The organism is Citrobacter sp. W9 (assembly GCF_026719375.1).
Lineage (GTDB): Bacteria > Pseudomonadota > Gammaproteobacteria > Enterobacterales > Enterobacteriaceae > Citrobacter > Citrobacter werkmanii.
Genome location: NZ_JAPPTE010000011.1, coordinates 64620 through 88339 on the forward strand (window position 1 = coordinate 64620; position 23720 = coordinate 88339).

23 protein-coding genes are annotated in these 23720 nt (G+C 53.2%); 13 read left to right on the forward strand and 10 right to left on the reverse strand.

The window, feature by feature from the left end:
- Nucleotides 1-11 precede the first annotated feature (11 nt).
- The 3 genes from OOJ59_RS16230 to OOJ59_RS16240 are packed head-to-tail and all read right to left on the reverse strand — an operon-like array spanning nucleotide 12 to nucleotide 2550.
- Complete coding sequence (locus OOJ59_RS16230; RefSeq protein WP_064507023.1) at nucleotides 12-137, reverse strand: DUF2474 domain-containing protein; 126 nt, start codon at nucleotides 135-137, stop codon at nucleotides 12-14.
- Nucleotides 137-1147, reverse strand: coding sequence for a cytochrome d ubiquinol oxidase subunit II (cydB, locus tag OOJ59_RS16235; protein WP_160956175.1), 1011 nt, complete (start codon nucleotides 1145-1147; stop codon nucleotides 137-139). Before cydB ends, OOJ59_RS16230 begins: the two co-directional genes overlap by 1 nt.
- On the reverse strand, nucleotides 1147-2550 hold the full coding sequence (locus OOJ59_RS16240) for a cytochrome ubiquinol oxidase subunit I (RefSeq protein WP_038640740.1): 1404 nt from the start codon (nucleotides 2548-2550) through the stop codon (nucleotides 1147-1149). Before OOJ59_RS16240 ends, cydB begins: the two co-directional genes overlap by 1 nt.
- 264 nt (nucleotides 2551-2814) lie before the next feature.
- Between OOJ59_RS16240 and OOJ59_RS16245 the strand changes: the two genes are divergently transcribed.
- The 8 genes from OOJ59_RS16245 (at nucleotide 2815) to patD (ending at nucleotide 10654) form a co-directional block, all read left to right on the forward strand.
- The gene (locus OOJ59_RS16245) at nucleotides 2815-2991 is read left to right on the forward strand and encodes a type II toxin-antitoxin system HicA family toxin (protein WP_160956176.1); all 177 of its coding nucleotides are present in this window, start codon (nucleotides 2815-2817) and stop codon (nucleotides 2989-2991) included.
- Nucleotides 2992-3037: 46 nt separating this feature from the next.
- Nucleotides 3038-3454, forward strand: coding sequence for a type II toxin-antitoxin system HicB family antitoxin (locus tag OOJ59_RS16250; RefSeq protein ID WP_087856629.1), 417 nt, complete (start codon nucleotides 3038-3040; stop codon nucleotides 3452-3454).
- A gap of 92 nt (nucleotides 3455-3546) precedes the next feature.
- Nucleotides 3547-4956 (forward strand): aminotransferase-like domain-containing protein, encoded by a 1410-nt coding sequence (locus OOJ59_RS16255; RefSeq protein WP_069324935.1) that lies wholly within the window; start codon nucleotides 3547-3549, stop codon nucleotides 4954-4956.
- A gap of 329 nt (nucleotides 4957-5285) precedes the next feature.
- Complete coding sequence (ydcS, locus tag OOJ59_RS16260) at nucleotides 5286-6431, forward strand: putative ABC transporter substrate-binding protein YdcS (RefSeq protein WP_069324934.1); 1146 nt, start codon at nucleotides 5286-5288, stop codon at nucleotides 6429-6431.
- A gap of 16 nt (nucleotides 6432-6447) precedes the next feature.
- Entirely contained in the window at nucleotides 6448-7464 is a 1017-nt protein-coding gene (locus OOJ59_RS16265; RefSeq protein WP_121529078.1) for an ABC transporter ATP-binding protein, read from the forward strand.
- Entirely contained in the window at nucleotides 7465-8409 is a 945-nt protein-coding gene (locus tag OOJ59_RS16270; RefSeq protein WP_160956177.1) for an ABC transporter permease, read from the forward strand. It abuts the gene before it with no gap.
- On the forward strand, nucleotides 8399-9205 hold the full coding sequence (locus OOJ59_RS16275) for an ABC transporter permease (protein WP_003020204.1): 807 nt from the start codon (nucleotides 8399-8401) through the stop codon (nucleotides 9203-9205). Before OOJ59_RS16270 ends, OOJ59_RS16275 begins: the two co-directional genes overlap by 11 nt.
- A gap of 21 nt (nucleotides 9206-9226) precedes the next feature.
- Entirely contained in the window at nucleotides 9227-10654 is a 1428-nt protein-coding gene (patD, locus tag OOJ59_RS16280) for an aminobutyraldehyde dehydrogenase (protein WP_038640724.1), read from the forward strand.
- Nucleotides 10655-10849: 195 nt separating this feature from the next.
- Here the strand turns inward: patD and OOJ59_RS16285 are convergent, their stop codons facing one another.
- Nucleotides 10850-11974 (reverse strand): multidrug effflux MFS transporter, encoded by a 1125-nt coding sequence (locus tag OOJ59_RS16285; RefSeq protein ID WP_160956178.1) that lies wholly within the window; start codon nucleotides 11972-11974, stop codon nucleotides 10850-10852.
- Nucleotides 11975-12075: 101 nt separating this feature from the next.
- On the opposite strand from OOJ59_RS16285, the gene OOJ59_RS16290 reads away from it, so the two are divergent.
- Entirely contained in the window at nucleotides 12076-12837 is a 762-nt protein-coding gene (locus OOJ59_RS16290) for an AraC family transcriptional regulator (RefSeq protein WP_160956179.1), read from the forward strand.
- 136 nt (nucleotides 12838-12973) lie between these two features.
- Here OOJ59_RS16290 and yncL read toward each other — a convergent pair whose 3' ends face one another.
- Nucleotides 12974-13069 carry a stress response membrane protein YncL gene (gene yncL / locus OOJ59_RS16295; RefSeq protein WP_071524268.1) on the reverse strand — a complete coding sequence of 32 codons (96 nt, stop codon included), beginning with the start codon at nucleotides 13067-13069 and terminating at the stop codon, nucleotides 12974-12976.
- A gap of 192 nt (nucleotides 13070-13261) precedes the next feature.
- On the opposite strand from yncL, the gene OOJ59_RS16300 reads away from it, so the two are divergent.
- Nucleotides 13262-13435, forward strand: a complete 174-nt coding sequence (locus OOJ59_RS16300; RefSeq protein WP_069324931.1) for a GhoT/OrtT family toxin — start codon at nucleotides 13262-13264, stop codon at nucleotides 13433-13435.
- 10 nt (nucleotides 13436-13445) lie between these two features.
- Here OOJ59_RS16300 and OOJ59_RS16305 read toward each other — a convergent pair whose 3' ends face one another.
- Genes OOJ59_RS16305 through OOJ59_RS16315 form a run of 3 tightly spaced genes read right to left on the reverse strand, consistent with a single transcriptional unit; the run spans nucleotide 13446 to nucleotide 19895 of the window.
- On the reverse strand, nucleotides 13446-15605 hold the full coding sequence (locus OOJ59_RS16305) for a virulence factor SrfC family protein (protein ID WP_160956180.1): 2160 nt from the start codon (nucleotides 15603-15605) through the stop codon (nucleotides 13446-13448).
- A complete protein-coding gene (locus OOJ59_RS16310) occupies nucleotides 15602-18583 on the reverse strand; it encodes a virulence factor SrfB (RefSeq protein ID WP_160956181.1) in 2982 nt (993 codons plus the stop codon). The genes OOJ59_RS16305 and OOJ59_RS16310 overlap by 4 nt, the downstream gene beginning before the upstream one ends.
- Before the next feature lie 4 nt (nucleotides 18584-18587).
- On the reverse strand, nucleotides 18588-19895 hold the full coding sequence (locus OOJ59_RS16315) for an SrfA family protein (RefSeq protein ID WP_160956182.1): 1308 nt from the start codon (nucleotides 19893-19895) through the stop codon (nucleotides 18588-18590).
- A gap of 282 nt (nucleotides 19896-20177) precedes the next feature.
- Between OOJ59_RS16315 and OOJ59_RS16320 the strand changes: the two genes are divergently transcribed.
- Together OOJ59_RS16320 and OOJ59_RS16325 are read left to right on the forward strand one after the other, a co-directional pair.
- Nucleotides 20178-21776, forward strand: a complete 1599-nt coding sequence (locus tag OOJ59_RS16320; protein ID WP_137347300.1) for an ABC transporter substrate-binding protein — start codon at nucleotides 20178-20180, stop codon at nucleotides 21774-21776.
- Nucleotides 21777-21793: 17 nt separating this feature from the next.
- A complete protein-coding gene (locus OOJ59_RS16325) occupies nucleotides 21794-22027 on the forward strand; it encodes a YdcY family protein (protein ID WP_038640708.1) in 234 nt (77 codons plus the stop codon).
- An 80-nt stretch (nucleotides 22028-22107) separates the two neighbouring features.
- Here OOJ59_RS16325 and OOJ59_RS16330 read toward each other — a convergent pair whose 3' ends face one another.
- Nucleotides 22108-22557 carry a DMT family transporter gene (locus OOJ59_RS16330; protein ID WP_042308290.1) on the reverse strand — a complete coding sequence of 150 codons (450 nt, stop codon included), beginning with the start codon at nucleotides 22555-22557 and terminating at the stop codon, nucleotides 22108-22110.
- On the reverse strand, nucleotides 22554-23072 hold the full coding sequence (locus OOJ59_RS16335) for a GNAT family N-acetyltransferase (RefSeq protein WP_038640702.1): 519 nt from the start codon (nucleotides 23070-23072) through the stop codon (nucleotides 22554-22556). The genes OOJ59_RS16330 and OOJ59_RS16335 overlap by 4 nt, the downstream gene beginning before the upstream one ends.
- 37 nt (nucleotides 23073-23109) lie before the next feature.
- On the opposite strand from OOJ59_RS16335, the gene OOJ59_RS16340 reads away from it, so the two are divergent.
- Nucleotides 23110-23685, forward strand: a complete 576-nt coding sequence (locus OOJ59_RS16340) for a helix-turn-helix domain-containing protein (RefSeq protein ID WP_085048179.1) — start codon at nucleotides 23110-23112, stop codon at nucleotides 23683-23685.
- The last annotated feature ends 35 nt before the right edge of the window (nucleotides 23686-23720 follow it).

Sequence of the window (23720 nt, forward strand, 5' to 3'; positions counted from 1 at the left end):
CAGGGAGGGAATCAGGACTTAAAGCCAGCAGCCGTCATCAGTAAACGAAAGAACATACCGACGGCGGCCAGGGCCAGCACGCTGCCGCCCCAGAGGATCACCAGCCACATCAGGCGTTTCCAGATTGATTGTTGCATCAATGATACCCCTCACCATGTTGAACTTTGCCGCGGAAAACGTAGTAGCTCCAGAAGGTATACACCAGGATTATCGGGATAATCAGTAGTGCGCCAACCAACATAAAGCCCTGACTTTGCGCAGGCGCTGCCGCCTGCCAGAGCGTAATGGATGGCGGAATGATATGCGGCCATATGCTGATCCCCAGACCGCTGAACCCAAGGAAGATCAATCCCAGCGTCAAAACAAAGGGCAGTGCATGGCTGTGCTGTTGGTCCAGCGAGCGCCACAACCACATGCTGATCAACACCACCAGCAGCGGAACCGGCATCAGGAACCACAGGTTAGGCAGGCTAAACCAGCGCTCGGCAATCGCACTGTGCGCCAGCGGCGTCCATAGGCTGATAATGGCGGTAACAACCAGCATCGCCAGCAGCAGTTTTTTGGCCACGCGGCGCATTTTATCCTGCAACGGATTTTCGCTTTTCATCACCAGCCATGTTGCCCCCAGCAGGGCGTAAGCCACGACCAGGCCAACACCGCAGAACAGCGTGAACGGGGTCAGCCAGTCGAAAGGGCCGCCGCTATAGCTGCGTCCGGTGACAGAAAATCCGTTAAGCACGGCACCTACCACGATGCCCTGAGTGAATGTCGCCAGAATTGAACCGCCGAGAAAAGCTTTATCCCAGAATGGTCGATGTGCCGGCGTGGCATTGAAGCGAAACTCAAAAGCGACGCCGCGAAAAATCAGGCCGAGCAGCATCAGGGTGAGCGGGATCGTCAGCGCATCGACAATCACCGCATAGGCCAGGGGGAAAGCGCCGAATAGTCCGGCTCCGCCCAGTACCAGCCACGTTTCATTGCCGTCCCACACGGGGGCGACGCTATTCACCATCACATCACGGTCATCCGCATCCTGAATAGCAGGAAATAAAATGCCGATACCGAGATCGAAACCGTCCATCACGATATACATCAACGTGGCGAACACGATAATAACAAACCAGATAACTGATAAATCGATACCCATTAGCGGTGAGCCTCCGGTTGAGAATCGAGAACTGCAGCAGAAAGCGGTCGTGCAGGCGTGCCGGATGGCGGCGTTGACGGATCATGTTCCTGTGGCCCTTTACGGATCAGGCGGATCATGTAGCTGTAACCGACGCCAAATACGGAGCTGTACACCACAAAGAATGACAGCAAGCTGATGCTCATATGTAAATCGCCATGCGCGGAAACGGCATCCGCGGTACGTTGCAGACCGTAGACCACCCACGGTTGACGGCCAACTTCAGTGGTTACCCAGCCAGCCAGAATGGCAATCAGACCGGAGGGACCCATCCATAATGCAAAACGCAGGAAAGGACGTGAGGTGTATAGCCGCTGCTTGTAACGTAGCCGCAGGGCGATCGCGCCCAGCAGGATCATCAGCATGCCTAGCCCTGCCATAATGCGAAACGACCAGAACACCATGGTTGAATTGGGCCGGTCTTCTTTAGGAAACTCTTTCAGGGCCGGGACTTGTTTATCCAGACTGTGGGTCAGGATCAGACTGCCCAGCGCCGGGATTTCCAGTCCATAGCGGGTACGCTCCTGTTCCATATCCGGCCAGCCGAACAGCAATAGCGGAGTGGGTTCACCGGGCGGATTTTCCCAGTGCCCTTCAATCGCCGCAATTTTTGCCGGCTGGTGTTTCAGCGTATTCAAACCGTGCATATCACCAATCAATGCCTGGAGCGGGGCGACGATTAATGTCATCCACAGCGCCATCGAAAACATAGCGCGAATAGCCGGCGTATTGTTTCCGCGCAGCAAATGCCACGCCGCAGAAGCGGCGACAAATAACGCGCTGCTGAGGAAGGCGGCAACGGACATATGCAGCAAACGATAAGGAAATGAAGGATTGAAAATAACAGCGAACCAGTCGACGGGAACAACCTGACCATTAACGATTTCGTAGCCTTGCGGCGTCTGCATCCAGCTGTTGGAGGCGAGGATCCAGAAGGTAGAAATAATGGTACCCAACGCAACCATACAGGTCGCGAAGAAGTGCAGGCCTGGCCCCACGCGATTCCAGCCGAACAGCATTACGCCCAGGAAACCCGCTTCGAGGAAAAAGGCGGTTAACACTTCATAGGTCAGCAGCGGTCCGGTGATGCTCCCGGCGAACTCGGAAAAACCACTCCAGTTGGTGCCGAATTGATAGGCCATCACCAGCCCGGAAACCACGCCCATACCAAAGTTTACGGCGAATATTTTCGACCAGAAATGATATAGCGAGCGCCAGGTGGGATTTTTCGTTTTTAGCCACAGCCCTTCGAGCACTGCCAGATAACTGGCGAGGCCGATGGTAATGGCCGGAAAGATAATGTGGAAGGATACCGTAAACGCGAACTGGATCCTCGCCAGGTGAAACGCGTCAAGACCGAACATGCTTAACTCCGCAGGCAAAATTGATTTGGCGCAATTCTAAGCCTGGGAAGCAATGGAGGGCAGAAACAGAACAGTTCTTTTTAACCATAACAGTTGTCGCTCTGTTATAGGTTGGCATGGCTGATATGAAATCTGGAAGCTGGATTCCTGTTATTAAATAGCGTCCTCCCCACGCTAGTGATTTTGCGTTATTAATAGCAACACAATCAAAAAAGTAATCATAAATGTTTACTTTGTGTATATAATAGACGACAGGGAGGCGCAGTGAAGCAAAGTGAGTTCAGACGCTGGCTTGAATCTCAGGGAGTTAAAGTTACAAACGGCTCAAATCATCTGAAGTTGAGGTATCAGGGAAGACGTAGCGTTGTGCCCAGGCATCCTGGTGATGAGATAAAAGAGGCCCTGCGAAAAGCGATCCAAAAGCAGCCTGGCTTACAGTAATCATCATCTCTATAAGGCTGACTATATGAGAAATTTTGAGAAAATTATGCGTTATCCCGTTAATCTAATACCCGCCGTGGAAGGTGGGTTCATGGTGTCTTTTCCGGATATTCCTGAAGCATTGACTCAGGGAGAAACTCGCCATGATGCTTTGCAGGCTGCGCAGGCCGCATTGGTCACCGCTTTTGAATTCTATTTCGACGATAACGAACCGATTCCTTTGCCTTCAGCGGTTGTCGCTGGCGCTGATTATGTGGAAATACCACTAAGCGTTGCGTCTAAGGTTCTGTTGTTAAATGCCTTCCTTGAATCGAATATTACCCAGCAGGAGTTGGCAAACAGGATCGGCAGGCCTAAGCAGGAAATCACCCGTTTATTCGATTTAAAGCACGCGACAAAAATTGATGCTGTGCAGATAGCTGCCCGCGCTTTAGGAAAAGAACTGTCGGTAACGATGTTGTAAAACTGTTAACCATAACAGTTATAAAAAATATCTTGATTATGTAAACTGATATATATAGTGGTTGTCACCGACACCGGTAATCAGGACGAAAGATGAAAAAGTACCAGCGACTGGCAGAGCAAATTCGCGATCAAATCGCGTCTGGCGTATGGCAACCCGGCGATCGTCTGCCTTCATTGCGTGAGCAGGTGGTCAGTAGCGGGATGAGTTTTATGACCGTTGGCCACGCATATCAGTTGCTGGAAAGCCAGGGGAGGATTATTGCCCGGCCCCAGTCCGGTTATTATGTTGCCGCGCGCCCTGAACGTCATTCTGCAGCACCTCAGGTGCAGGTGATGCGCGACGAAGCGGTGGATATCAACACCTACATTTTTGATATGCTGCAGGCCAGCCGGGATGCGTCAGTAATGCCATTTGCCTCCGCATTCCCTGACCCGCGTTTGTTTCCCCTTCAGCAGTTAAACCGCTCGCTGGCGCAGGTGAGTAAAACGGCCACGGCTATGAGCGTGATTGAAAACCTGCCGCCGGGGAATCATGAATTGCGCCATGCCATTGCCCGTCGCTATGCCCAACAGGGAATGACCATTTCACCTGACGAAATTGTGATCACCACCGGTGCGCTTGAAGCTCTCAACCTGAGTCTGCAGGCGGTCACTGAACCGGGGGACTGGGTGATTGTCGAAAACCCCTGTTTTTATGGCGCATTGCAGGCACTGGAGCGATTACGTCTGAAGGCGCTGTCTGTTGCCACTGATGTCAAAGAGGGGATCGATCTGGCCGCGCTGGAGCAGGCGTTGCAGGAGTATCCGGTAAAAGCGTGCTGGTTGATGACCAACAGCCAAAATCCGCTGGGGTTTACGCTCAGCGCAGAGAAAAAAGCGCATCTGGTTGCATTACTGGAGAAATATCATGTGATGCTGATTGAAGATGATGTTTATAGCGAACTTTACTTTGGCCGGGAAAAACCGCTCCCCGCTAAAGCCTGGGATCGCAGCGATAGCGTTCTGCATTGTTCATCATTTTCAAAATGCCTGGTGCCCGGATTTCGCATTGGCTGGGTGGCGGCAGGGAAACATGCCCGGCGCATTCAACGACTCCAGCTAATGAGCACCTTATCCACCAGTTCTCCCATGCAGCTTGCACTCGTCGACTATCTGTCAACACGACGCTATGACGCGCATTTGCGTCGTTTACGCCGTCAGCTTGCGGAACGCAAACAGCAGGCCTGGCAAACGCTACTGCGCCATCTTCCGGCGGAGGTCAAAATTCACCACAACGACAGCGGCTATTTTCTGTGGCTCGAACTGCCGGAACCGCTGGATGCGGGAGAGCTCAGTACGCAAGCGCTGGCGCACCACATCAGCATTGCGCCGGGAAAAATGTTCTCAACCTCGGGGAGCTGGACACGTTTCTTTCGCTTTAATACCGCATGGCATTGGGGAGAACGCGAGGAACTGGCGGTGAAACAGCTTGGAAAATTAATTCGCGACATGATGAAATAAAATGTAACGCGCTATTCAATATAAAAGAATAGTGCGTTCTTATTTTCGAAATAGAGAATACCGAACCCTGATGTTATTTATATCGGGTGCTACCATACAAAAAATCAATAGTTCTAACTATTGCCACCTCTGCACCTAACTCCTTGTCTATACTCCAGAAGATTAAAACACCCAGTCTGAATCAGTAGCGTAATGAGCGTTAGCTCACAACCTGATTAAATTTCCTTGCGCCAGCAGGAACGCTTAGCACACCCCGACTATTTTTAGGAAAGGACATATATTTACGGCAAGGCTGCCGCTCAATATTTTTTAGACAGGAGTAAGATGTTATGAGCAAGCAATTTGCCCTCAGTAGCCTGTGTGCGCTCAGTATGACGCTGATGACTGCACAGGCAGCCGAACCCCCGACATCATTAGATAAACCAGAAGGCCGCCTGGATATTATTGCCTGGCCGGGTTATATCGAACGCGGACAAACCGATAAACAATATGACTGGGTCTCGCAGTTTGAGAAAGATACCGGCTGCGCGGTCAATGTGAAAACGGCGGCCACATCGGATGAGATGGTCAGCCTGATGGCAAAAGGCGGCTACGACCTGGTGACCGCGTCCGGTGACGCTTCACTGCGTCTGATTATGGGTAAACGCGTGCAGCCGATTAACACCGCGCTGATCCCAAACTGGAAAACTATCGATCCACGCGTGGTGAAAGGCGAGTGGTTTAACGTTGGCGGAAAAGTATATGGCACCCCGTATCAGTGGGGACCAAACTTGCTGATGTATAACACCAAAACCTTCCCAACGCCGCCGGATAGCTGGAACGTGGTGTTTGTTGAGCAAAAACTCGAGGATGGAAAAAGCAATAAAGGACGCGTGCAAGCCTATGATGGTCCGATCTATATTGCCGATGCCGCGTTATTCGTTAAAGCCACCCAGCCGCAATTAGGCATCACCGATCCCTACCAACTCACCGAACAACAGTACCAGGCGGTTATCAAAGTCCTGAGCGATCAACATGCGCTAATTCATCGTTATTGGCACGATACTACTGTGCAAATGAGTGACTTCAAAAACGAAGGCGTGGTGGCATCCAGCGCCTGGCCTTATCAGGCTAACGCCCTGAAAGCCGAAGGTCAGCCTGTTGCCACGGTATTCCCAAAAGAAGGGGTTACCGGCTGGGCTGACACCACCATGCTGCACAGTGCAGCGAAACACCCGGTGTGCGCTTACAAATGGATGAACTGGTCATTAACCCCGAAAGTACAGGGCGACGTAGCGGCCTGGTTTGGTTCTCTGCCAGTGGTGCCTGAAGGATGTAAAGCCAGCCCGCTGTTGGGTGAAAAGGGCTGTGAAACCAACGGCTATAGCTACTTTGACAAAATCGCTTTCTGGAAAACGCCAATTGCGGAAGGCGGCAAATTCGTTCCTTACAGTCGCTGGACGCAGGATTACATCGCCATTATGGGCGGTCGTTAATTCCGCTGGGGGTTTTATGACGTACGCAGTAGAGTTTCATAACGTCTCGCGTCTGTACGGGGATGTTCGTGCAGTTGATGGAGTGAGTATTGCGATTAACGACGGGGAGTTTTTCTCAATGCTGGGGCCATCCGGCTCCGGCAAGACCACCTGCCTGCGTCTGATTGCCGGGTTCGAGCAGCTTTCAGGCGGCGCAATCACCATTTTTGGAAAACAGGCCAGCGAATTGCCCCCCTGGGAGCGGGACGTCAATACGGTATTTCAGGACTACGCGCTATTCCCACATATGTCGATCCTCGACAACGTCGCTTACGGGCTGATGGTCAAAGGGATTGATAAAAAACAGCGTCACGCCAAAGCCCGTGAGGCGCTTGATAAAGTCGCACTCGGTTTTGTTCATGAGCGCAAACCGTCACAGCTTTCCGGCGGACAACGTCAGCGCGTGGCGATTGCCAGGGCGCTGGTCAATGAACCGCGCGTTCTGCTGTTGGATGAGCCGCTCGGGGCGTTGGATCTTAAGTTGCGCGAACAGATGCAATTAGAGCTGAAGAAGTTACAGCAATCTCTCGGTATCACCTTCATTTTTGTCACTCACGATCAGGGCGAAGCGCTGTCGATGTCTGACCGTGTGGCGGTGTTTAATAACGGTCGTATCGAACAGGTGGATTCTCCGCGTGAACTGTACATGCGTCCACGGACACCGTTTGTGGCGAGCTTCGTCGGGACGTCCAATGTCTTTGATGCCACGATGTCAGCGAACGTTTGCGGGCTACAGGGAATGTTTTCCCTGCGTCCGGAACACATTCGGTTGAATGATGCCGGGGGAGACGTCCAGGCTCCGGGCGTTATCCAGGCGGTGCAGTACCAGGGCGCGGCGACACGGTTTGAACTGAAACTGGCTGGCGGTGAAAAATTACTGGTGAGCCAGGCGAACCTGACGGGAGAAATGCTGCCGTCAACGCTGTCACCGGGTCAGCAGGTGATGGCATCGTGGTCACGCGACGTGATGGTGCCGTTGGTTGAGGAGAGGTGAATGGCTATGAACGTCTTACATTCGCCATCGCAACCGACAAATCTGAACAAGATTTCCGGTTTCTTCTGGCGTAACCCGGGGCTGGGGCTGTTTTTACTGCTTCTCGGGCCGCTGATGTGGTTTGGCATCGTCTACTTTGGCTCACTGCTGACGCTGTTGTGGCAAGGTTTTTATACCTTCGACGATTTCACCATGTCGGTCACGCCGGACCTGACGCTGGCGAATCTGCAGGCGCTGTTTAATCCCGCCAACTACGACATCATTTTGCGTACCCTGACGATGGCGATAGCGGTCACCATTGCCAGCGCGGTTCTGGCGTTTCCGATGGCGTGGTATATGGCGCGCTATACCAGCGGCAAAATGAAAGCCTTTTTTTACATTGCGGTGATGCTGCCGATGTGGGCCAGTTACATTGTTAAAGCCTACGCGTGGACGTTACTGTTGGCGAAAGACGGTGTGGCGCAGTGGTTTTTAACCCATCTTGGGCTGGAGCCGCTGCTGCTTTCGTTCCTGACGCTACCTGCTGTCGGCGGCAATACGTTGTCGACCTCAGGGTTAGGGCGCTTTCTGGTGTTCGTTTACATCTGGTTGCCGTTTATGATCCTCCCGGTACAAGCCGCTTTGGAGAGGCTTCCGCCGTCACTGTTACAGGCTTCCGCTGATTTGGGCGCGCGCCCGCGTCAAACCTTCCGCTATGTGGTTCTTCCGATGGCAATACCCGGTATCGCGGCGGGATCTATCTTTACTTTCTCTCTGACGTTGGGCGATTTTATCGTGCCGCAACTGGTGGGACCGCCGGGGTATTTCATCGGCAACATGGTGTATTCGCAACAAGGGGCGATCGGCAATATGCCGATGGCGGCGGCATTTACTCTGGTGCCGATTGTGTTAATCGCACTGTATCTGGCGTTCGTGAAGCGTCTGGGAGCTTTCGATGCACTCTGAACGCGCACCCTGGTTACTCAAACTGGCGGCATGGGGCGGGGTTATTTTCCTGCACTTTCCCATCCTCATCATCGCCACCTATGCTTTTAATACTGAGGAGGCTGCTTTTAGTTTTCCACCGCAGGGGTTGACGCTGAAGTGGTTTAGCGTTGCGGCGCAGCGTAGCGATATTCTGGAGTCTGTGACGTTGTCACTTAAAATCGCTGCGTTGTCGACGGCTATTGCTCTCGTTCTGGGGACGCTGGCCGCTGCCGCGCTGTGGCGCAGGGACTTTTTTGGCAAGAGTGCAATATCGCTGTTGCTGCTGTTGCCAATCGCGTTACCGGGGATCATCACCGGTCTGGCGCTGTTGACGGCGTTTAAAACCATCAACCTGGAACCGGGTTTTCTCACGATCGTGGTGGGGCATGCGACGTTTTGCGTGGTGGTGGTATTTAACAACGTTGTGGCGCGTTTTCGCCGTACCTCATGGAGTCTGGTTGAAGCGTCTATGGATCTTGGCGCCAACGGCTGGCAAACCTTTCGTTACGTGGTGCTGCCGAACCTGGCATCGGCACTGCTGGCGGGCGGAATGCTGGCGTTTGCCTTGTCATTTGATGAAATCATCGTGACAACGTTCACCGCCGGACATGAAAGAACACTTCCTTTGTGGCTGCTCAATCAACTGGGTCGTCCACGGGATGTGCCTGTCACCAACGTTGTGGCATTGCTGGTAATGCTGGTGACTACACTGCCAATTTTAGGGGCCTGGTGGCTAACGCGTGAAGGCGACACTCTCGCCGGAAACGGTAAATAAACGACGATATGGGAAATTGCTATGCAACATCAATTACTGATTAATGGCGAGCTGGTCAACGGTGAAGGTGAAAAGCAGCCAGTCTATAACCCTGCAACTGGTGAATGCATTCTGGAGATTGCCGAGGCCTCAGCCACGCAGGTTGATGCCGCGGTCCGTGCGGCCGACAGTGCCTTTGCCAGTTGGGGACAAACCACACCGAAAGTGCGTTCCGAGTTACTGCTGAAACTGGCGGATGCTATCGCGGATAACGCGCAAACCTTCGCTGAGCTGGAATCGCTCAACTGCGGTAAGCCGCTGCACTGTGTGCTCAACGATGAAATTCCGGCCATCGTCGATGTTTTCCGCTTCTTTGCCGGGGCGGCCCGCACCCTGCAAGGACAGGCCGCCGGAGAGTATCTGGAAGGGCATACGTCAATGATTCGCCGGGATCCGCTGGGCGTGGTCGCCTCTATTGCGCCGTGGAACTACCCGCTGATGATGGCGGCGTGGAAACTGGCTCCGGCGCTGGCGGCGGGGAACTGCGTGGTGATTAAACCGTCGGAAATTACCCCATTGACGGCGCTTAAACTGGCCGAGTTTGCCAAAGATATTTATCCGGCAGGCGTTGTCAACGTGCTGTTTGGCCGTGGAAAAACCGTGGGCGATCCGCTGACCGGACATGAAAAGGTCCGCATGGTTTCATTGACCGGCTCTATTGCCACCGGCGAACATATTATCCAGCATACCGCGTCTTCAATTAAGCGCACACATATGGAACTGGGCGGCAAAGCCCCGGTCATCATTTTTGATGATGCGGATCTGGATGCGGTAGTGAGCGGCGTGCGAACCTTTGGTTATTACAACGCCGGACAAGACTGTACCGCCGCTTGTCGAATCTATGCCCAGAAAGGCATTTATGACGCGTTGGTTGAGAAACTTGGCGCCGCGGTTGCCAGCCTAAAAATTGGCGCGCCGAACGACGAATCGACGGAGCTGGGACCGGTAAGTTCGCAGGCACATCTTGATCGCGTGGCCAAAGCGGTCGATGAGGCCAAAGCCCTGGGGCATATCAAGGTTATCACCGGTGGTAAAAAAGTGGACGGCGCAGGCTACTACTTTGCCCCAACGCTGCTGGCCGGGGCAAAGCAAGAAGATGCCATCGTGCAGCGGGAAGTTTTTGGTCCGGTGGTCAGCGTGACCGTATTTGATGATGAAGACCAGGTGCTGGCATGGGCGAATGATTCGAAATACGGACTGGCATCTTCTGTCTGGACCCGGGACGTCGGCCGCGCGCATCGGTTCAGTGCTCGTCTGCAATATGGTTGCACCTGGGTCAATACCCACTTCACGCTGGTCAGCGAGATGCCGCACGGTGGGCAAAAACAGTCTGGTTATGGCAAAGATATGTCGGTGTACGGGCTTGAGGATTACACGATTGTTCGCCATGTCATGATCAAGCATGAGTAACAATTTAAGCGTGAACACCTAATGAGGCACGGATAGCTAAAAATTAGCAAACGGGTCTCTATACTATTCGCGCCACTGGCCTCGTCGCCATCGGACGGCGGTAAGTTGGAAATATCCGCGAGGTCAGGCTAATTGATACGACAAAGCCCCAGCTTAACGCCGGGGCTTTGTGCTTTCAGGTATACCGTCCAGTTATCAGCGGCGGTAGCTGCAAAGCCAGGCAAGTAGCGCACAGACGCTCAGCACCAGCCCCAGTTGTTGCACCATGCCAGCCAATCCCAGCATCATTCCCAGCAACAGGTAATAGCTTAACCCGAACAAAGCACCAGCGGCCCCGGCTTGTTCACGATAGCGACGCAGTGCCTGGCTCAATACATTGGGAATGGCGATACCATAGGCCAGTACCACCCCAAACACCGGTATCAGGATCCATGCAGTATGCTGTAGCCACCACGCCGCCAGACCTGAGAACATGGCCAGCACACAGGCATGACGTACCATCTGTTCCGGCGTCAGACCTGTCGTTAACAGACGCCGATTCAACAGGCTTCCCGACAGCGAAGCAAGCGCAAGTAACACCCCCGTCCAGCCAAAGGCTCTGGAACTCCATCCCAACTGTCTGAAAAGAAATGGCGCCAGACTGTAATAGCTAAACAGCATGGTATTTAACAGGGCGACCAGCATAGCATTTTTCCACAGCTCATCGTCCCGTGCCATGCGGGGCAGGAGCACAGCCATCCGCGGGCGGATCGTATTCTCCGGCCTTGTTTCCGGCAAACGGGTTGCTGTCAGTATGAGCAGTAATATCGCCAGCAAAACAAGAGCAACGAATACACCGATATGACCATACAGGCTTACCAGCCAACCTCCGCTTAGCAGGCCGAAAACCGGACTCAGGGCCAGCGCAGCCCCCATCACGGAAAAGACGCGGGATAGCGTGGTTGATTCATAACAGTCCCTCAATATGGTTTGTACCACGACTGACCCGGCAGCCGCTCCGATGGCTGACACCATCCGCGCCAGCAGCAACACGTTGAAATTGGTGGCAACAATGGCCAATGCACAACCTGTGCCGTAGCAGATTAGTCCTGCCAGCATCGCCCGCCGTCGTCCGATACTGTCGCTCAGCCAGCCCCACATCGCCACACCGACGGCGAAGGCCACAAAGTAAACGGAGAGTGTTTGAGCTGCACGTTCACTGCTTATGTGAAAAGCGGTAGCGATACCTGGCAATGCCGGGCTGTAAATGGTTTCCACCAGTTGCGGAAACATTATCAACAGAGTGAGCAGCCAAAGCGGCGGACGACGAAGAATATTCATAGCAATATCCGAAGAGACCGAAAACAGGCGGGAATTATTGCTGAAAGCGGGTTGTCTTATTACTATTATCAGGACTTTATATATCAAATATCGGACAGATAATGAAAATTGCCCCCGATGAAATTTTCGATGCGGATAGCTTTGATAACCCGGTAATTGGGATTGCCGCCGATATGGGCGTACACGATTCCGGACGCCATAGCCACCTTCGTCATCAACTCCTTTTTTCGGCGGCGGGGAGCATCACGATTGAACTGGAGCAGGCCCTGTGCCTGCTGCCGCCACGGCGTGCGGTCTGGATCCCAGCCGGTACGGTTCATCGCGCCATCATGCGTGGCGTAATGGCTTATCGTTCTTTGTACTTTTCATCCTCGCTGCCGTTATCCGATCTGCCCATGCATATCGTCGAGGTTAATCCACTTTTTTTCGAAGTCATAGAACGCATGGCCTTTTGGTCATGGGATATGCCTGCGGTGCAACAGGCCAGCCTCATCACCGTTTTTTGTGAGGAATTGCGGGCCTCACGTAGTGAAAACTGGACATTACAATTTCCCTCAGATCCACGGCTGGACGTATGGCTTGAGCAATTGCGCATGGGGGCGTTGCCACCGCGACTGAATCAGTTGTCCCAACGGGTTGGGGCGTGTGAGAAGACCATCAGCCGGATCTTCATCAGAGATACCGGGATGAATTATCAGCACTGGCGGCAGCAATTTAGACTTTTAAAAGCCATGGAAATGCTGGCTGACGGGAGTCCTGGTAGTCAGGTGGCGCAACATCTGGAATTTGTCAGTGACAGTGCTTTTATTGCATTTTTCCGTCAGCATACCGGCACCACGCCAGCCCGCTTTACAGGCAAATAATGCCGCAGAAGGATTAGGGATATTACATCCTAAGGATGATTTACCGGATGAAGGCAGAGTGGGAAGATCGTTGGCTAATGGCAGAGAGAAAACCCTCTCTGCCAGTGGACGCTGCAATTAATTCAGAAGAGTCACATCAAGCAAACCAGCCGAACCTTGCGGAAATCAGACTGAAAAGTCCTACAGCAGCAAATATATTTATCAGCACCACAGTTTTACTGGAAACATTCATTTGTGCCACCTTTCGTTTTAACCCCTATGGGTATAGTACGGGTTATAACTATCCGCAATAGTACGAATTCTGAACATAATGAAAACGGGTTGTTTTACCGCCGTTTCTCTTAAAATAATTAATAAAACTTGATGTGAGTCATGAAAAAGAGCATATTGCGCGCGATTTTACCTTCCGGCCAGGATGCCTTACATGTCTCTGTACCAAAAAATGTTGGTCTTTTATGCGGTGATGGCCGCTATCACGGCAATCATCACCTGGTTTCTGTCACGCGAGAAAAAGCGGATTCGTTTTCTCAGCGCGGTATTAGTCGGGGCGACCTGGCCAATGAGCTTTCCCGTCGCGCTGATGTTTTCACTTTTCTGATGAGGCCGTTTCAGCAGGAAAGCAGGGCATCTAAACGTTTTTTGTCGACTTCATTAACATCCTGTGGGTGCTGATATCCCACGTTCTCATTCGCGCGGGTGTACAAAGCAACCAGCCAGTCGTAAACATAGCGGCTTGCGCCGTGCGAGGGCTGTTCTTCCAGTTTGGCCAGGCGCGACATCGGTTGTTGCTTTGGCGCGCTAAAAATAGCCGCGCCTTTTTGGATCCTGCTGGCAGGGCGCTGTTCCTCAGCAACGTTGGTAAATCCAAGCCAGGTAATAAAATCCCCAATATCGGCATGTAGCTGCGCTGCACAAACGTTTTCGCGCTGCATCATGCGCTGTAAGCGTTGCGGCATCTCCAGGCGATAACTGGTGGTCACAAGAATGTCAGCCACCTGCCTTAGCGTACGAGGATCGAGGCTTAAACGGCGCGCATTATTTTCATCGCGACACCACTGACGTACGTGATTAACCCACATTTTGTGTGCCAGATAACCAGTTTCTTTGCTTTCCGGCGAGTGCGGTATGTCATGCACTTCAGCAAACAGGTCGATCTCTTCATTAAATAGCCCGTTCACCTGTTCCTCGCGCGGCTGATGAACACGCAGCAGCGACTCAAAGAGGCGCATTGGCGGCAGTAACCCCTCCAGTAGCTCGCCATGTTTTGCCGCCTGGGATTGTAACTGGCGGATCACCGACTCGCTGCTACCTGACTCATCAGCGCGGGTGTTAATCCAACTCATCAGCGTTTCGCGGATGCGCTGTTGGTGTTGTTCGCACAGAGAGGTCAGCCTGGCCTGACGCTGTTGTGGTGAAGTCGCCTGAGTCAGCCATTCGACAAGGCGTTGTAAGCTGTGGTTATCCAGCGCCTGCAGCGTACCCCAGTGCAGTCCCGGTTTGCCCATTAATTGCTGTACGGACTCATCCAGGTTTTGCTGGGTGCTAAAACGCGCATCCTGTGGGGTGATGGCCCAGACTACGCCCGGTAATGCGGCGTCATGTACGGGTTGCGTATCGTTGACCCAGCCCAGCAGCTTGCGGGTAATGGCTGGCGTCTGGGCGCGGGTAGATACCGCATTGCAGATTAAGAGCACATCCGGTTGCAGTTGCTGGCGATAATGCTCCAGCATCCAGCCTAATTTTGCCTGCCACAGCGGATGGGGATGAGCATCCGGGGCGAGAGGGATATCGAGCAGGTCGACATTCTCCAGCACAGCATCTTCCACCGTCAGGATCAGCTCGCGCGTCAACAGCGCTAGTGATGCCTGTGAGAGACTGACCGCATTGAGCAACTGATGGTTTTCAATTGGATGAACAACCACATCACTTTGCGCCTCACTCCCGTGCAATGCCACCTGAGTGAGAAAACTCTCAGCAGGTAAACCAAAATGGTCAACCAACAGGCTCAGCGGAGCCGCCAGTTCTTGCGCGTTCCCGGTTTGTTGCAGCGTATGCGCCAGCGCCAGCCACTGCTGCGTTAGCTCTGGTTGTTCTCCCCACAATAATGCCCAGGCGTTTGCCCGGGTCGTCAGATCCAGAGCGGGGAGAAGCGTAGCAAACTGATGCCATAGCGCATCGTCAATTTGCTGCTGATTAGCCGGTACGCAGGAGCGCCAGAAACGACCGATTGCCGCGACATCCTGAGCCGTGATGCCTTGCACCGGATGACGCTGACGCAGGGTTTGCCATTTTTCCAGGCGCGCCTCAATAATCGATTTCTCAACCTGGCGGTTGTCCGGAAGCGCACAGAACTGTGTGATAAACAGCTGTACCAGTTCGGCTTCACTGAGTAAGCGTAAGCGCAGCGGCCATTCGCTATTGAGCGGATTATCTTCACGCGTAAAGCGAATCGCCATATTGGTCGGTGCATGCCCCGGATTAATATGCGAAAAATAATCAAAACTGCGATCCGGGGTCACGATGTTCACTTTGCCATTGGCATTGCTGCACAATGCCGCGAGCAGATGCGCTTTCGCTGATTGTGAGTGCCCATATAACCCAACACAGCCTCGTGCTGAAAAGGTCGCTGTCAGCGCAGATTCATTAACCGCGGCTAACGTAAGTTGTGTCAGCAGGGCATCCGCCTCATCATCAAGACGTACGGAACGCTGGCGGGTCTCTGTTACCCACTCGATGACGGCCTGCGCGGTGTTTAACATCTTACTCATTTCAGGTACACGCTCCCGCTATCAATCCAGTAATGGCTACCGCTATGGCGACGATCCGCCAGGGTATTCAATTTTAACGTTAAGGCATTGGCGGCAACGGGGGTGCCATCCTGTAACCAGGCATCGCTGAGTACGAAACATTCCGGGCCGCTCTCTTTGCTGCCGCCGCGTAACTGCAGCCGTACATTTAACACGCCATCTCCGGCGATACTTTTTGCCAGTTCGGCAGAATTTATGCTCAGCGTATACAGCGGCGTGGCAGGCCAGCGGCTGTTTGCCAATTGGCGGAAGCCTAACGTTACATTGCCGCGCAGCGGGAAGTGCAAACGGGTATCCAGCTTCGCGCCGGGTTTATCCAGATCGATATCGTGATACCAGATGTTCTCATCGCGTAGCGTGTTGACCGTATTATCCAGCACGCCAAGATAACGTACGGTCGAGTAAGCGCCGATATCGGCAGCTTTAAAATTGAAGCGCGGTAAACGCAGATCCAGCGCCAGGCTGCATAGCATTGCACCGACTGCTGCGGTGGATTTGGGGTTGCCAATCCGCCCTTGCTGACTGAACGGATACCACTCGTGCACCCGATAGTTATCCATCCAGATCATACGATTAACCGGAACGGGTTGAAGATGGCGGATCAACGCCTGTACGCCCGGTAAACAAGCGGGTCTGCCGGTCACTAATAAAATATCGCAACGATAATGTGAAATAGCCTCACAAACCGCGTGCAGCGGCGAGGTCAGGGTAAATTGCCCCGCCAGTAACGCTTCTTGTAACTGCCTGAACTGCACCTGTAACGGCACGCTCAAAACATCAAACGCTGGCGAACCAGACGGCAACGCATGATCGATAGCCTGTTGGATATAGTTCATCACGTTACGCGTGGGTTGCTGGCTGAGCAGCTCGCCAAAGGTGGCATGCAGTCCGGCTACCGGATCGTTAATATCGCTTTGTTCCCAGGCGGAGAGTACCGCATGACCGAGCGGCATAAAGAGTTGTAATGCCGTTTGCTGACGCAGGATCGCCTGAGTATCGATGCGCCCGGAATCGCCAAACAGCGTAGCCAGTAATGCGGCGGCGTCGGTCACGCCAGCCTGCTGCAAGCGGGTTTGCAGGGCAGGTAGTACGCAACGCTGAATCACGTCCAGCAGCATGTCATCGCCTGCGACCTTAAAGCCTTCGCGAAACAGCAAATGCGGGGTGATCTTGACGTTCGCGCCAACGCCGTCATCAAGTTGGTAATGGACGACGGCCATATCCGTGGTCCCACCGCCAATATCGATGGATGCCACGCGCAGCGCACGGCCTTTTATCTCACCAGGTTCCGGCAGACGGTCCGGACGGGCAAGGGCATTAAAAAACGATTCCGTGTGACCATCGTAGTGGGAAATCGCCTCGTTATACAGCCACACCAACTGACCGCAGCTGGCCTCATCCCACTCCATCTGGATCTCGGGGACGGGAACCACGCTCTTTTCCTGCTGCTTACGGGTGGTGAAGTCTTCATCCTGCGGGTGCCAGCCCATTGCTTTCCAGACCAGTGCAATGGCTTCAAACATACGCAGGCGGAAAATCTCGCGCTCCTGTTTTGGCATCGCTGAGGGTAGGGTCAGGATCAATGTGCGCAACTGGCGAGGAGAGGCTGGGAAACCAAGGCGCAAACGCGTCGCCACGCTGTTAATTTGACCCAGCGCCTGAGCCAGGATCTCACACAGCATATGCGTCATCAACGTGCTGCGGCTGTATTGCGGTGAGAACACCGGCAGACGGTCATCCTGCGGCAGGCTGAACAGCGGTTGTCCGTCATCATTCATGAGATTCATCAGCGGGAAGGCGGTAGCCAGCGGTTCGCGCTGGGTTTTGCCATTCATCTGGCTAAAGCGCCAGTCATGCAGCACCGGCGTTTCATCCCACAGATAACGGCGCGGGCTGGAGATCCCGCTGCTGCCTTCCGTACCCATACGTTGCATCGCCAGCTTTCGGGCTTCATCGCCCACGCGAACAATCGACGGCCAGATAAAGGCGTCATCACGACCGCTCTCAACGGAAAAGTGCTGTTTACCGAACCGCGCTTCAGAAAACTCCAGTCGGCTGGTGAATAGCGGATCGTTAAGAAACTGCGGCTCGCTTAATGACCGCACCTGTAATTCAGCGGTCTGGCGCAGTCCATCATTGGCATCGCCGTGATCCTCAATCAGGACGCCGCAGGTATGGGTATTACCAATGTCCAGGATCAGATCGACGGGAATCGCCGGTGTGCTGAGCGTATGTGTGACCAGCTTGACTTCAGGAATAGAAAGCTGTTCGCCTAACAGGGTTAACAAATTTAACCAGTGCGCCTGATATTCAAAATTACGCAGCGCCTGCTGGATCTCATGTTCTGAGCGATTCTCATGCTGCGTGACATGATGCATAAAGGATTCGCGCAGCCAGCCGTCAATCCAGGTCTGGTCGAGGAAATCGGCAATTTCGTTATCATGCCAGGCCAGTGCAAATCGCGTACCGTTAAGCAGGTCATTTTCGTTGGGGGTTAACGCTGCCGGGGCATTTTCAGTGAGCTGGCTGTCCAGCGCCAGGGTAACGCGGTGAGTGTTGCCCGCGCTGTCTGGTTGCGCCAGTTTTCGCACCTGTACACGCGCCCAGTTATCCGGGCCTTCAACAAACGTACGCGGCGGATTAAAGCGCAGGAACGGCAGCGGTAGCCAGACGCCGTCGAGCACATCCAGAGAATAATGCAGCGTCTGGGTGCTTTCCGGCTTCACCACTTCGGGCTGACCGCCGGTGCTGCCCGGCAAGGTATAGCGTCCCGTTGTCAGATCGAAGTCCAGCCGTAGCAGGGGACCGTTGGCCGTTTTGCGCACAAAGCGGCCATGATGCGCAGATTCCTGCGGCGTCAGGCCAAAATCCAGAAATTGCACACCGCTATTGGCGATGAGCGTCACGCTTTGTTTGTAGTCACACAGATTCACCAACATAAAATCAGGCACCTATCTTTTTGATCGTCAGAGGGATTTCCGCGTGATCGTCATATCGTGCGGTGCAGGTGGCGACGTCATTGGTTCCCGCTTTGCAGGTAATTTCAGGCATCGGATAACGTGATCCGTCCGTGCAACGGGCATTACCGCGACTCTTTATCATTAATTCGCCAGTCTGATGCAAACCAGAGAAAATCTCGGCACGACAAACAATATTGTCGCCATGAACAACGCGTGCAGTGCCTTTATTCGTCTGGATCTGATAACGCAGCGACGGCGCTTTGCCGCTGACCGGATCTTTCACGTCGACCATGACGCGCCAGTTACCGTTGAGGAAACGCGTCGTTCCTGCCTTCATCTGGCTGGCATCCATGACCAGCGCATCTTTGGGAATAGCGGCAATCACTACCGGTCCTGCGTCAGGTTTCTCTTTTTTCGCTACCGGAATGACTTCAGCCCGATGCAAAGGTAGTGCAGAGGTCAGTTCCGGCAACGGCGTCATGTCTGCTTTAGCCACTGCAATGGGGGCAACTAAGGGGGTAGGGATAACGGCTTGTTGTTTCCATAGCAACGGTCCGACAATGGCTGCGATAATTACGGCGGCAACGGGTAGACTCCACAGCGGCAGGCGACGTGCGGGCTTCACCTGTACCGGTGGCGGTGTGACTTCCGGTTCGCTGATCATGGCCAGCGGTTGTGATTCAGGTTCAACCGGTTTTGGCGGTTCAACGACCGGCGTCAGTAAAGGGGCATCGGCCTCAGTGAAGGTGATTTCAGGTGAAGTCTCTTCTTCCGGGTCAGGCTCTGTCACAGTGACAACCGGTGGTATATCGGCAAGGCGCAGGCAATCGAGCACATCGTCGCGGGGATTTTCATTCAGATTGACGAAGCCCCAGAACGTAATAACGGGTTTACCATCAACCAGAAACACGTGATTCTCGCCAGGAAACTGGATGGCTTTTTCGAGCAATGAACCAAACAGTTGGAGGGCGGTTTTCCCCGATTGCAGGCTTTTACGGCTCAGGGCCGCCGCATTTTCCAGCGTGCTCCCCAGATAGCGCAGCGCACGAAAACGAGCCTCTTCATCAGCGGCTTTCCACGCAACGACTTTTCCTTCAACCGGAGAATACCAGTCAACCCGATCGCCGTTGTCGTTAATTTGTGGGATCGCCAGACAATCCACCATCGCCTGCTGTTTACGCAAGCGAAGCGTTTCACGAATTTGCAGTGCTGAATCAAACACGGCCTGACCACCGCCACCTACGGCCTGATAGTCATCCAAATTGCCGCTGCGCAAGAGAGTTTTTGCCACGTTGTTACCCCTTAGACTTCTTCACACATCTACTTTACGGTTTATAAAAACGAGCAAACGACGGAAGAGAGGCAAAAAGGGGCGAATTTTCATGGCATAGAGTGCCGGGAAAAATCTTGACGTTTTGAAAAAGACTTAAGGGAAATTAATTCGCTTGTGGTGATGAATAATTCAGCGAAAACCACCGGATTAGAATAACCTGATAGTGATTTGTTATTGGTCAGTTTTTGTCAGCTATGCTCTGATATTCCGGTTAATAATAAAATAAGAAGGCTTATAACCATGATTGCAAGGAAAACGTTACTCGCGCTGGCGCTCAGCGCCGCCTTACCCTCAGGCGCTGCGTTCGCGGCCAGCACTGACACCATCATCTACTGCTCAGAAGCGTCGCCGGAGTCATTTAACCCGCAAATCGCCAGTTCCGGTCCGTCGTTTGTGGCAAGTTCACAGGTGCTCTACAACCGACTCATTAACTTTGATCCGGTAAAGAATACCCCAATACCGTCTTTGGCAACGGACTGGAAAATTTCTCCCGATGGGAAGACTTACACGTTTACCCTGCGTCAGGGGGTGAAATTCAACAGTAATAAATTCTTTAAACCCACCCGCGACTTCAACGCCGATGACGTGGTTTTCTCGGTATTACGCCAGAAAGATGCCGATCATCCGTACCACAAGGTTTCTCAGGGCAGCTACGAATACTTTAACGATGTCGGTCTGGATAAACTGATCAAAGAAGTGAAGAAGGTGGATGATTATCACGTTCAGTTTGTGCTGAATGAACCTAACGCCGCGTTTCTTGCCGACTGGGGGATGGATTTCGCTTCCATTCTTTCTGCGGAATATGCTGACGCGATGCTGAAAAAAGGCACCCCGGAAAACGTTGATAATTGGCCGATTGGCACCGGGCCATATGTGTTGCAGCAGTACAAACAGGATTCCCAAATCCGTTATCTGGCCAACCCGAACTACTGGGATGGCGCCGTCCCGACGAAGCACCTGATATTCTCGATCACACCAAATGTACAGACCAGACTGGCAAAACTGCAAACTAACGAATGCCAGATTATCCCTGCGCCTGCGCCAATCCAGTTTGACGAGATCAACAAGAATAAAGATTTGACGCTGCATTCGGTTGAAGCGCTGAACGTCGGGTATCTGGCGTTTAATACCGAGAAAAAACCGTTTGATAATGTGCTGGTGCGTCAGGCGTTGAACTACGCGACCGATAAAAAAGCCATTATTAACGCCGTCTTTTTAGGTTCTGGTACGGTGGCAAAATCGCCGATTCCACCGAATATGATGGGGTTCAATAACGATCTAAAAGATTACGCTTACGATCCGCAAAAAGCGAAAGATCTGCTGAAACAGGCTGGGCTGGAAAACGGATTTGAAGCGACGCTGTGGTCAATGCCGGTTCAGCGTCCATACAACCCGAACTCCCGACGTATTGCCGAGATGATCCAGAGCGATTGGGCAAAAGTCGGCGTAAAGGCAAAAATAGTGTCATACGAGTGGGGCGAATATCTCTCCGGAATGCGCAAAGGCGAGCATGACACCGCGCTGTTCGGCTGGATGTCAGACAACGGCGATCCGGATAATTTCGCTGATGTACTGTTGGGCTGCGACAGCATTAAAACCGGATCTAACGCCGCGCGTTGGTGCGATAAAGAGTATAATTCTCTGGTTCAAAAGGCGAAACTGGTGAGCAAACCTGAAGAACGCGCCGCGCTGTACCAGCAGTCGCAAGAGATTTTCTACCAGCAGGCTCCGTGGATAGCCCTGGCAAATGGCAAAACGTTCTATGCCACGCGTAGCAACGTCAGCGGATACAGCGTCAGCCTGATGGGCAGTGATTTTTCAAAAGCAAAATTAAATTAAAGAGTTAAGGAGAGGTTATGTCGCATCTGGATGAGGTCAGCGCACGAGTTGATGCCGCCATTGAAGAGAGCGTCATTACGCATATGAATGAATTGCTGATTGAACTCAGCGATGATGCCGCGCTGAGCCGGGAAGATCGTTACACCCAGCAACAGCGTTTGCGTACGGCTATTGCACATCATGGTCGTCAGCATAAAGAGGATATGGAAGCCCGTCGCGAGCAGTTGACCAAAGGCGGCACAATCCTTTAATTCGTTATTACTGTTATCCGGCCTGTATGTTCAGGCTGGATAAATTCCGTAAGTCTGATAAGCGAAGCGCCATCCGGCAGTTAAAATGAGCGCCTCGCGACCAACCAGGCCCCGACGACCAGCAGCACCGCGCCGCAAACAGGCCCCACCAGCGCACGGAGCGGTACACCATGACTGCGCAGAATATCCAGCACCAGTCCGCCAATTAACTGGCTGGCGACCAGTACCGCAATCGTGGTGGCAGCCCCCACATTTTGATAGCCGCTGATACTGGCAAAAACAAAAAAAGACCCCAGCAAACCGGGGATCAGCGTCCACCAGCGCACGCTGGAGACCAGTTCGCCAAACCCCGCAGCGCCTTGCTTAAACCACAGAATGCTGACAAACAGCACAATCCCAACCAGTGAGTTCAACAGCATGGCAATCAGGATCGTCGAGGAGGTCTGCGTGATACGCACCATTAAGGTGTTTTGCACCACCAGACCAATACCTGCGGCAATCAGAAAGGAGAGGGTCAGCGTCTGGTTCATCTGCCGGCATCCGGATCGCGACGATCGTCTAACTGCAATTGCATAAAGGTCAGATCCAACCAGCGACCAAATTTGGTGCCAACCTGCGGCATTTGTGCGGTGATGTTAAATCCCAGCGTACTGTGCAGATGCAGCGACGCCTGATTCTGAGACTCAATCCCCGCCACCATTACATGTTTTCCGCACGTGCGCGCTTCTTCTATCAGTCGGCTGAGCAGCGCTCGTCCCAGGCCCTTGCCCTGATGCTCAGGATGGACATACACCGAATGCTCAACGGTATGACGAAATCCGTCAAAGTTACGCCAGTCGCCGAACGAAGCATATCCAGTGACTACGCCGTTTTCTTCACTTACCAGCACGGGATAGCCCATCAACTGGCGGGCTTCGAACCAGGCGATACGGTTTTCGGCATCGACCGTTTGATCGTTCCAGATAGCCGCCGTATGCAGTACCGCGTGGTTATAAATTTCAGCAATAGCGGCGCAGTCTGCTTTGCTGGCAAATCGAATTGACATGTTGAACCTCAGGGCTTGTTCACTATAGTATTACAATATGAATACTATTGAAGACAGCATAAATCAACGGATCGGTGCAAGAATTCGCCTTGAACGAGAATCTCGCGGCTGGTCTCTGACGGAACTCGCCGAGCGTGCAGGCGTGTCGCGGGCAATGATCCATAAAATAGAGCGTGGTGAGAGTAGCCCCACGGCCACGCTGCTGGGCAGGCTCTCCGGGGCGTTTGGCATCAGCATGTCGATGCTGATTGCGCGAGCCGAAATGCAGGAGGGCAAGCTGCTGCGCCTCGCTGACCAGCCCGTCTGGCACGATCCGCAGAGCCACTATCTGCGACGCCATGTCTCACCGCGCAGCGATCTCCCCATCGACCTGGTACAAATCGAATTGCCCGCCGGAAGCGATATCCCAATGCCAGCATCCTCCTACGTACAGGCCAGACAGCTTATCTGGCTACAGCAGGGGGAGTTAGTCTTTGTGGAAGGCGATGTGCGTCATGAAATGAAAGCGGGCGATTGTCTGGAACTGGGGCCGCCGAATGACTGTCGGTTTATCAATGAAACCACGCAAACCTGCGTTTATCTGGTTGTGCGATTAAACCATGTCGCGAGCTAAATGCTGGCGCAGGCTGCTACTATTGATGGATTCAT

Bases quoted from the DNA above. Each gene is read 5' to 3' on its own strand.
- OOJ59_RS16230 (WP_064507023.1), bottom strand. From the start codon at position 137: ATGCAACAATCAATCTGGAAACGCCTGATGTGGCTGGTGATCCTCTGG.
- cydB (WP_160956175.1), bottom strand. From the start codon at position 1,147: ATGGGTATCGATTTATCAGTTATCTGGTTTGTTATTATCGTGTTCGCC.
- OOJ59_RS16240 (WP_038640740.1), bottom strand. From the start codon at position 2,550: ATGTTCGGTCTTGACGCGTTTCACCTGGCGAGGATCCAGTTCGCGTTT.
- OOJ59_RS16250 (WP_087856629.1), top strand. From the start codon at position 3,038: ATGCGTTATCCCGTTAATCTAATACCCGCCGTGGAAGGTGGGTTCATG.
- OOJ59_RS16255 (WP_069324935.1), top strand. From the start codon at position 3,547: ATGAAAAAGTACCAGCGACTGGCAGAGCAAATTCGCGATCAAATCGCG.
- ydcS (WP_069324934.1), top strand. From the start codon at position 5,286: ATGAGCAAGCAATTTGCCCTCAGTAGCCTGTGTGCGCTCAGTATGACG.
- OOJ59_RS16265 (WP_121529078.1), top strand. From the start codon at position 6,448: ATGACGTACGCAGTAGAGTTTCATAACGTCTCGCGTCTGTACGGGGAT.
- OOJ59_RS16270 (WP_160956177.1), top strand. From the start codon at position 7,465: ATGGCTATGAACGTCTTACATTCGCCATCGCAACCGACAAATCTGAAC.
- OOJ59_RS16275 (WP_003020204.1), top strand. From the start codon at position 8,399: ATGCACTCTGAACGCGCACCCTGGTTACTCAAACTGGCGGCATGGGGC.
- patD (WP_038640724.1), top strand. From the start codon at position 9,227: ATGCAACATCAATTACTGATTAATGGCGAGCTGGTCAACGGTGAAGGT.
- OOJ59_RS16285 (WP_160956178.1), bottom strand. From the start codon at position 11,974: ATGAATATTCTTCGTCGTCCGCCGCTTTGGCTGCTCACTCTGTTGATA.
- OOJ59_RS16290 (WP_160956179.1), top strand. From the start codon at position 12,076: ATGAAAATTGCCCCCGATGAAATTTTCGATGCGGATAGCTTTGATAAC.
- yncL (WP_071524268.1), bottom strand. From the start codon at position 13,069: ATGAATGTTTCCAGTAAAACTGTGGTGCTGATAAATATATTTGCTGCT.
- OOJ59_RS16300 (WP_069324931.1), top strand. From the start codon at position 13,262: ATGTCTCTGTACCAAAAAATGTTGGTCTTTTATGCGGTGATGGCCGCT.
- OOJ59_RS16305 (WP_160956180.1), bottom strand. From the start codon at position 15,605: ATGAGTAAGATGTTAAACACCGCGCAGGCCGTCATCGAGTGGGTAACA.
- OOJ59_RS16310 (WP_160956181.1), bottom strand. From the start codon at position 18,583: ATGTTGGTGAATCTGTGTGACTACAAACAAAGCGTGACGCTCATCGCC.
- OOJ59_RS16320 (WP_137347300.1), top strand. From the start codon at position 20,178: ATGATTGCAAGGAAAACGTTACTCGCGCTGGCGCTCAGCGCCGCCTTA.
- OOJ59_RS16325 (WP_038640708.1), top strand. From the start codon at position 21,794: ATGTCGCATCTGGATGAGGTCAGCGCACGAGTTGATGCCGCCATTGAA.
- OOJ59_RS16330 (WP_042308290.1), bottom strand. From the start codon at position 22,557: ATGAACCAGACGCTGACCCTCTCCTTTCTGATTGCCGCAGGTATTGGT.
- OOJ59_RS16335 (WP_038640702.1), bottom strand. From the start codon at position 23,072: ATGTCAATTCGATTTGCCAGCAAAGCAGACTGCGCCGCTATTGCTGAA.
- OOJ59_RS16340 (WP_085048179.1), top strand. From the start codon at position 23,110: ATGAATACTATTGAAGACAGCATAAATCAACGGATCGGTGCAAGAATT.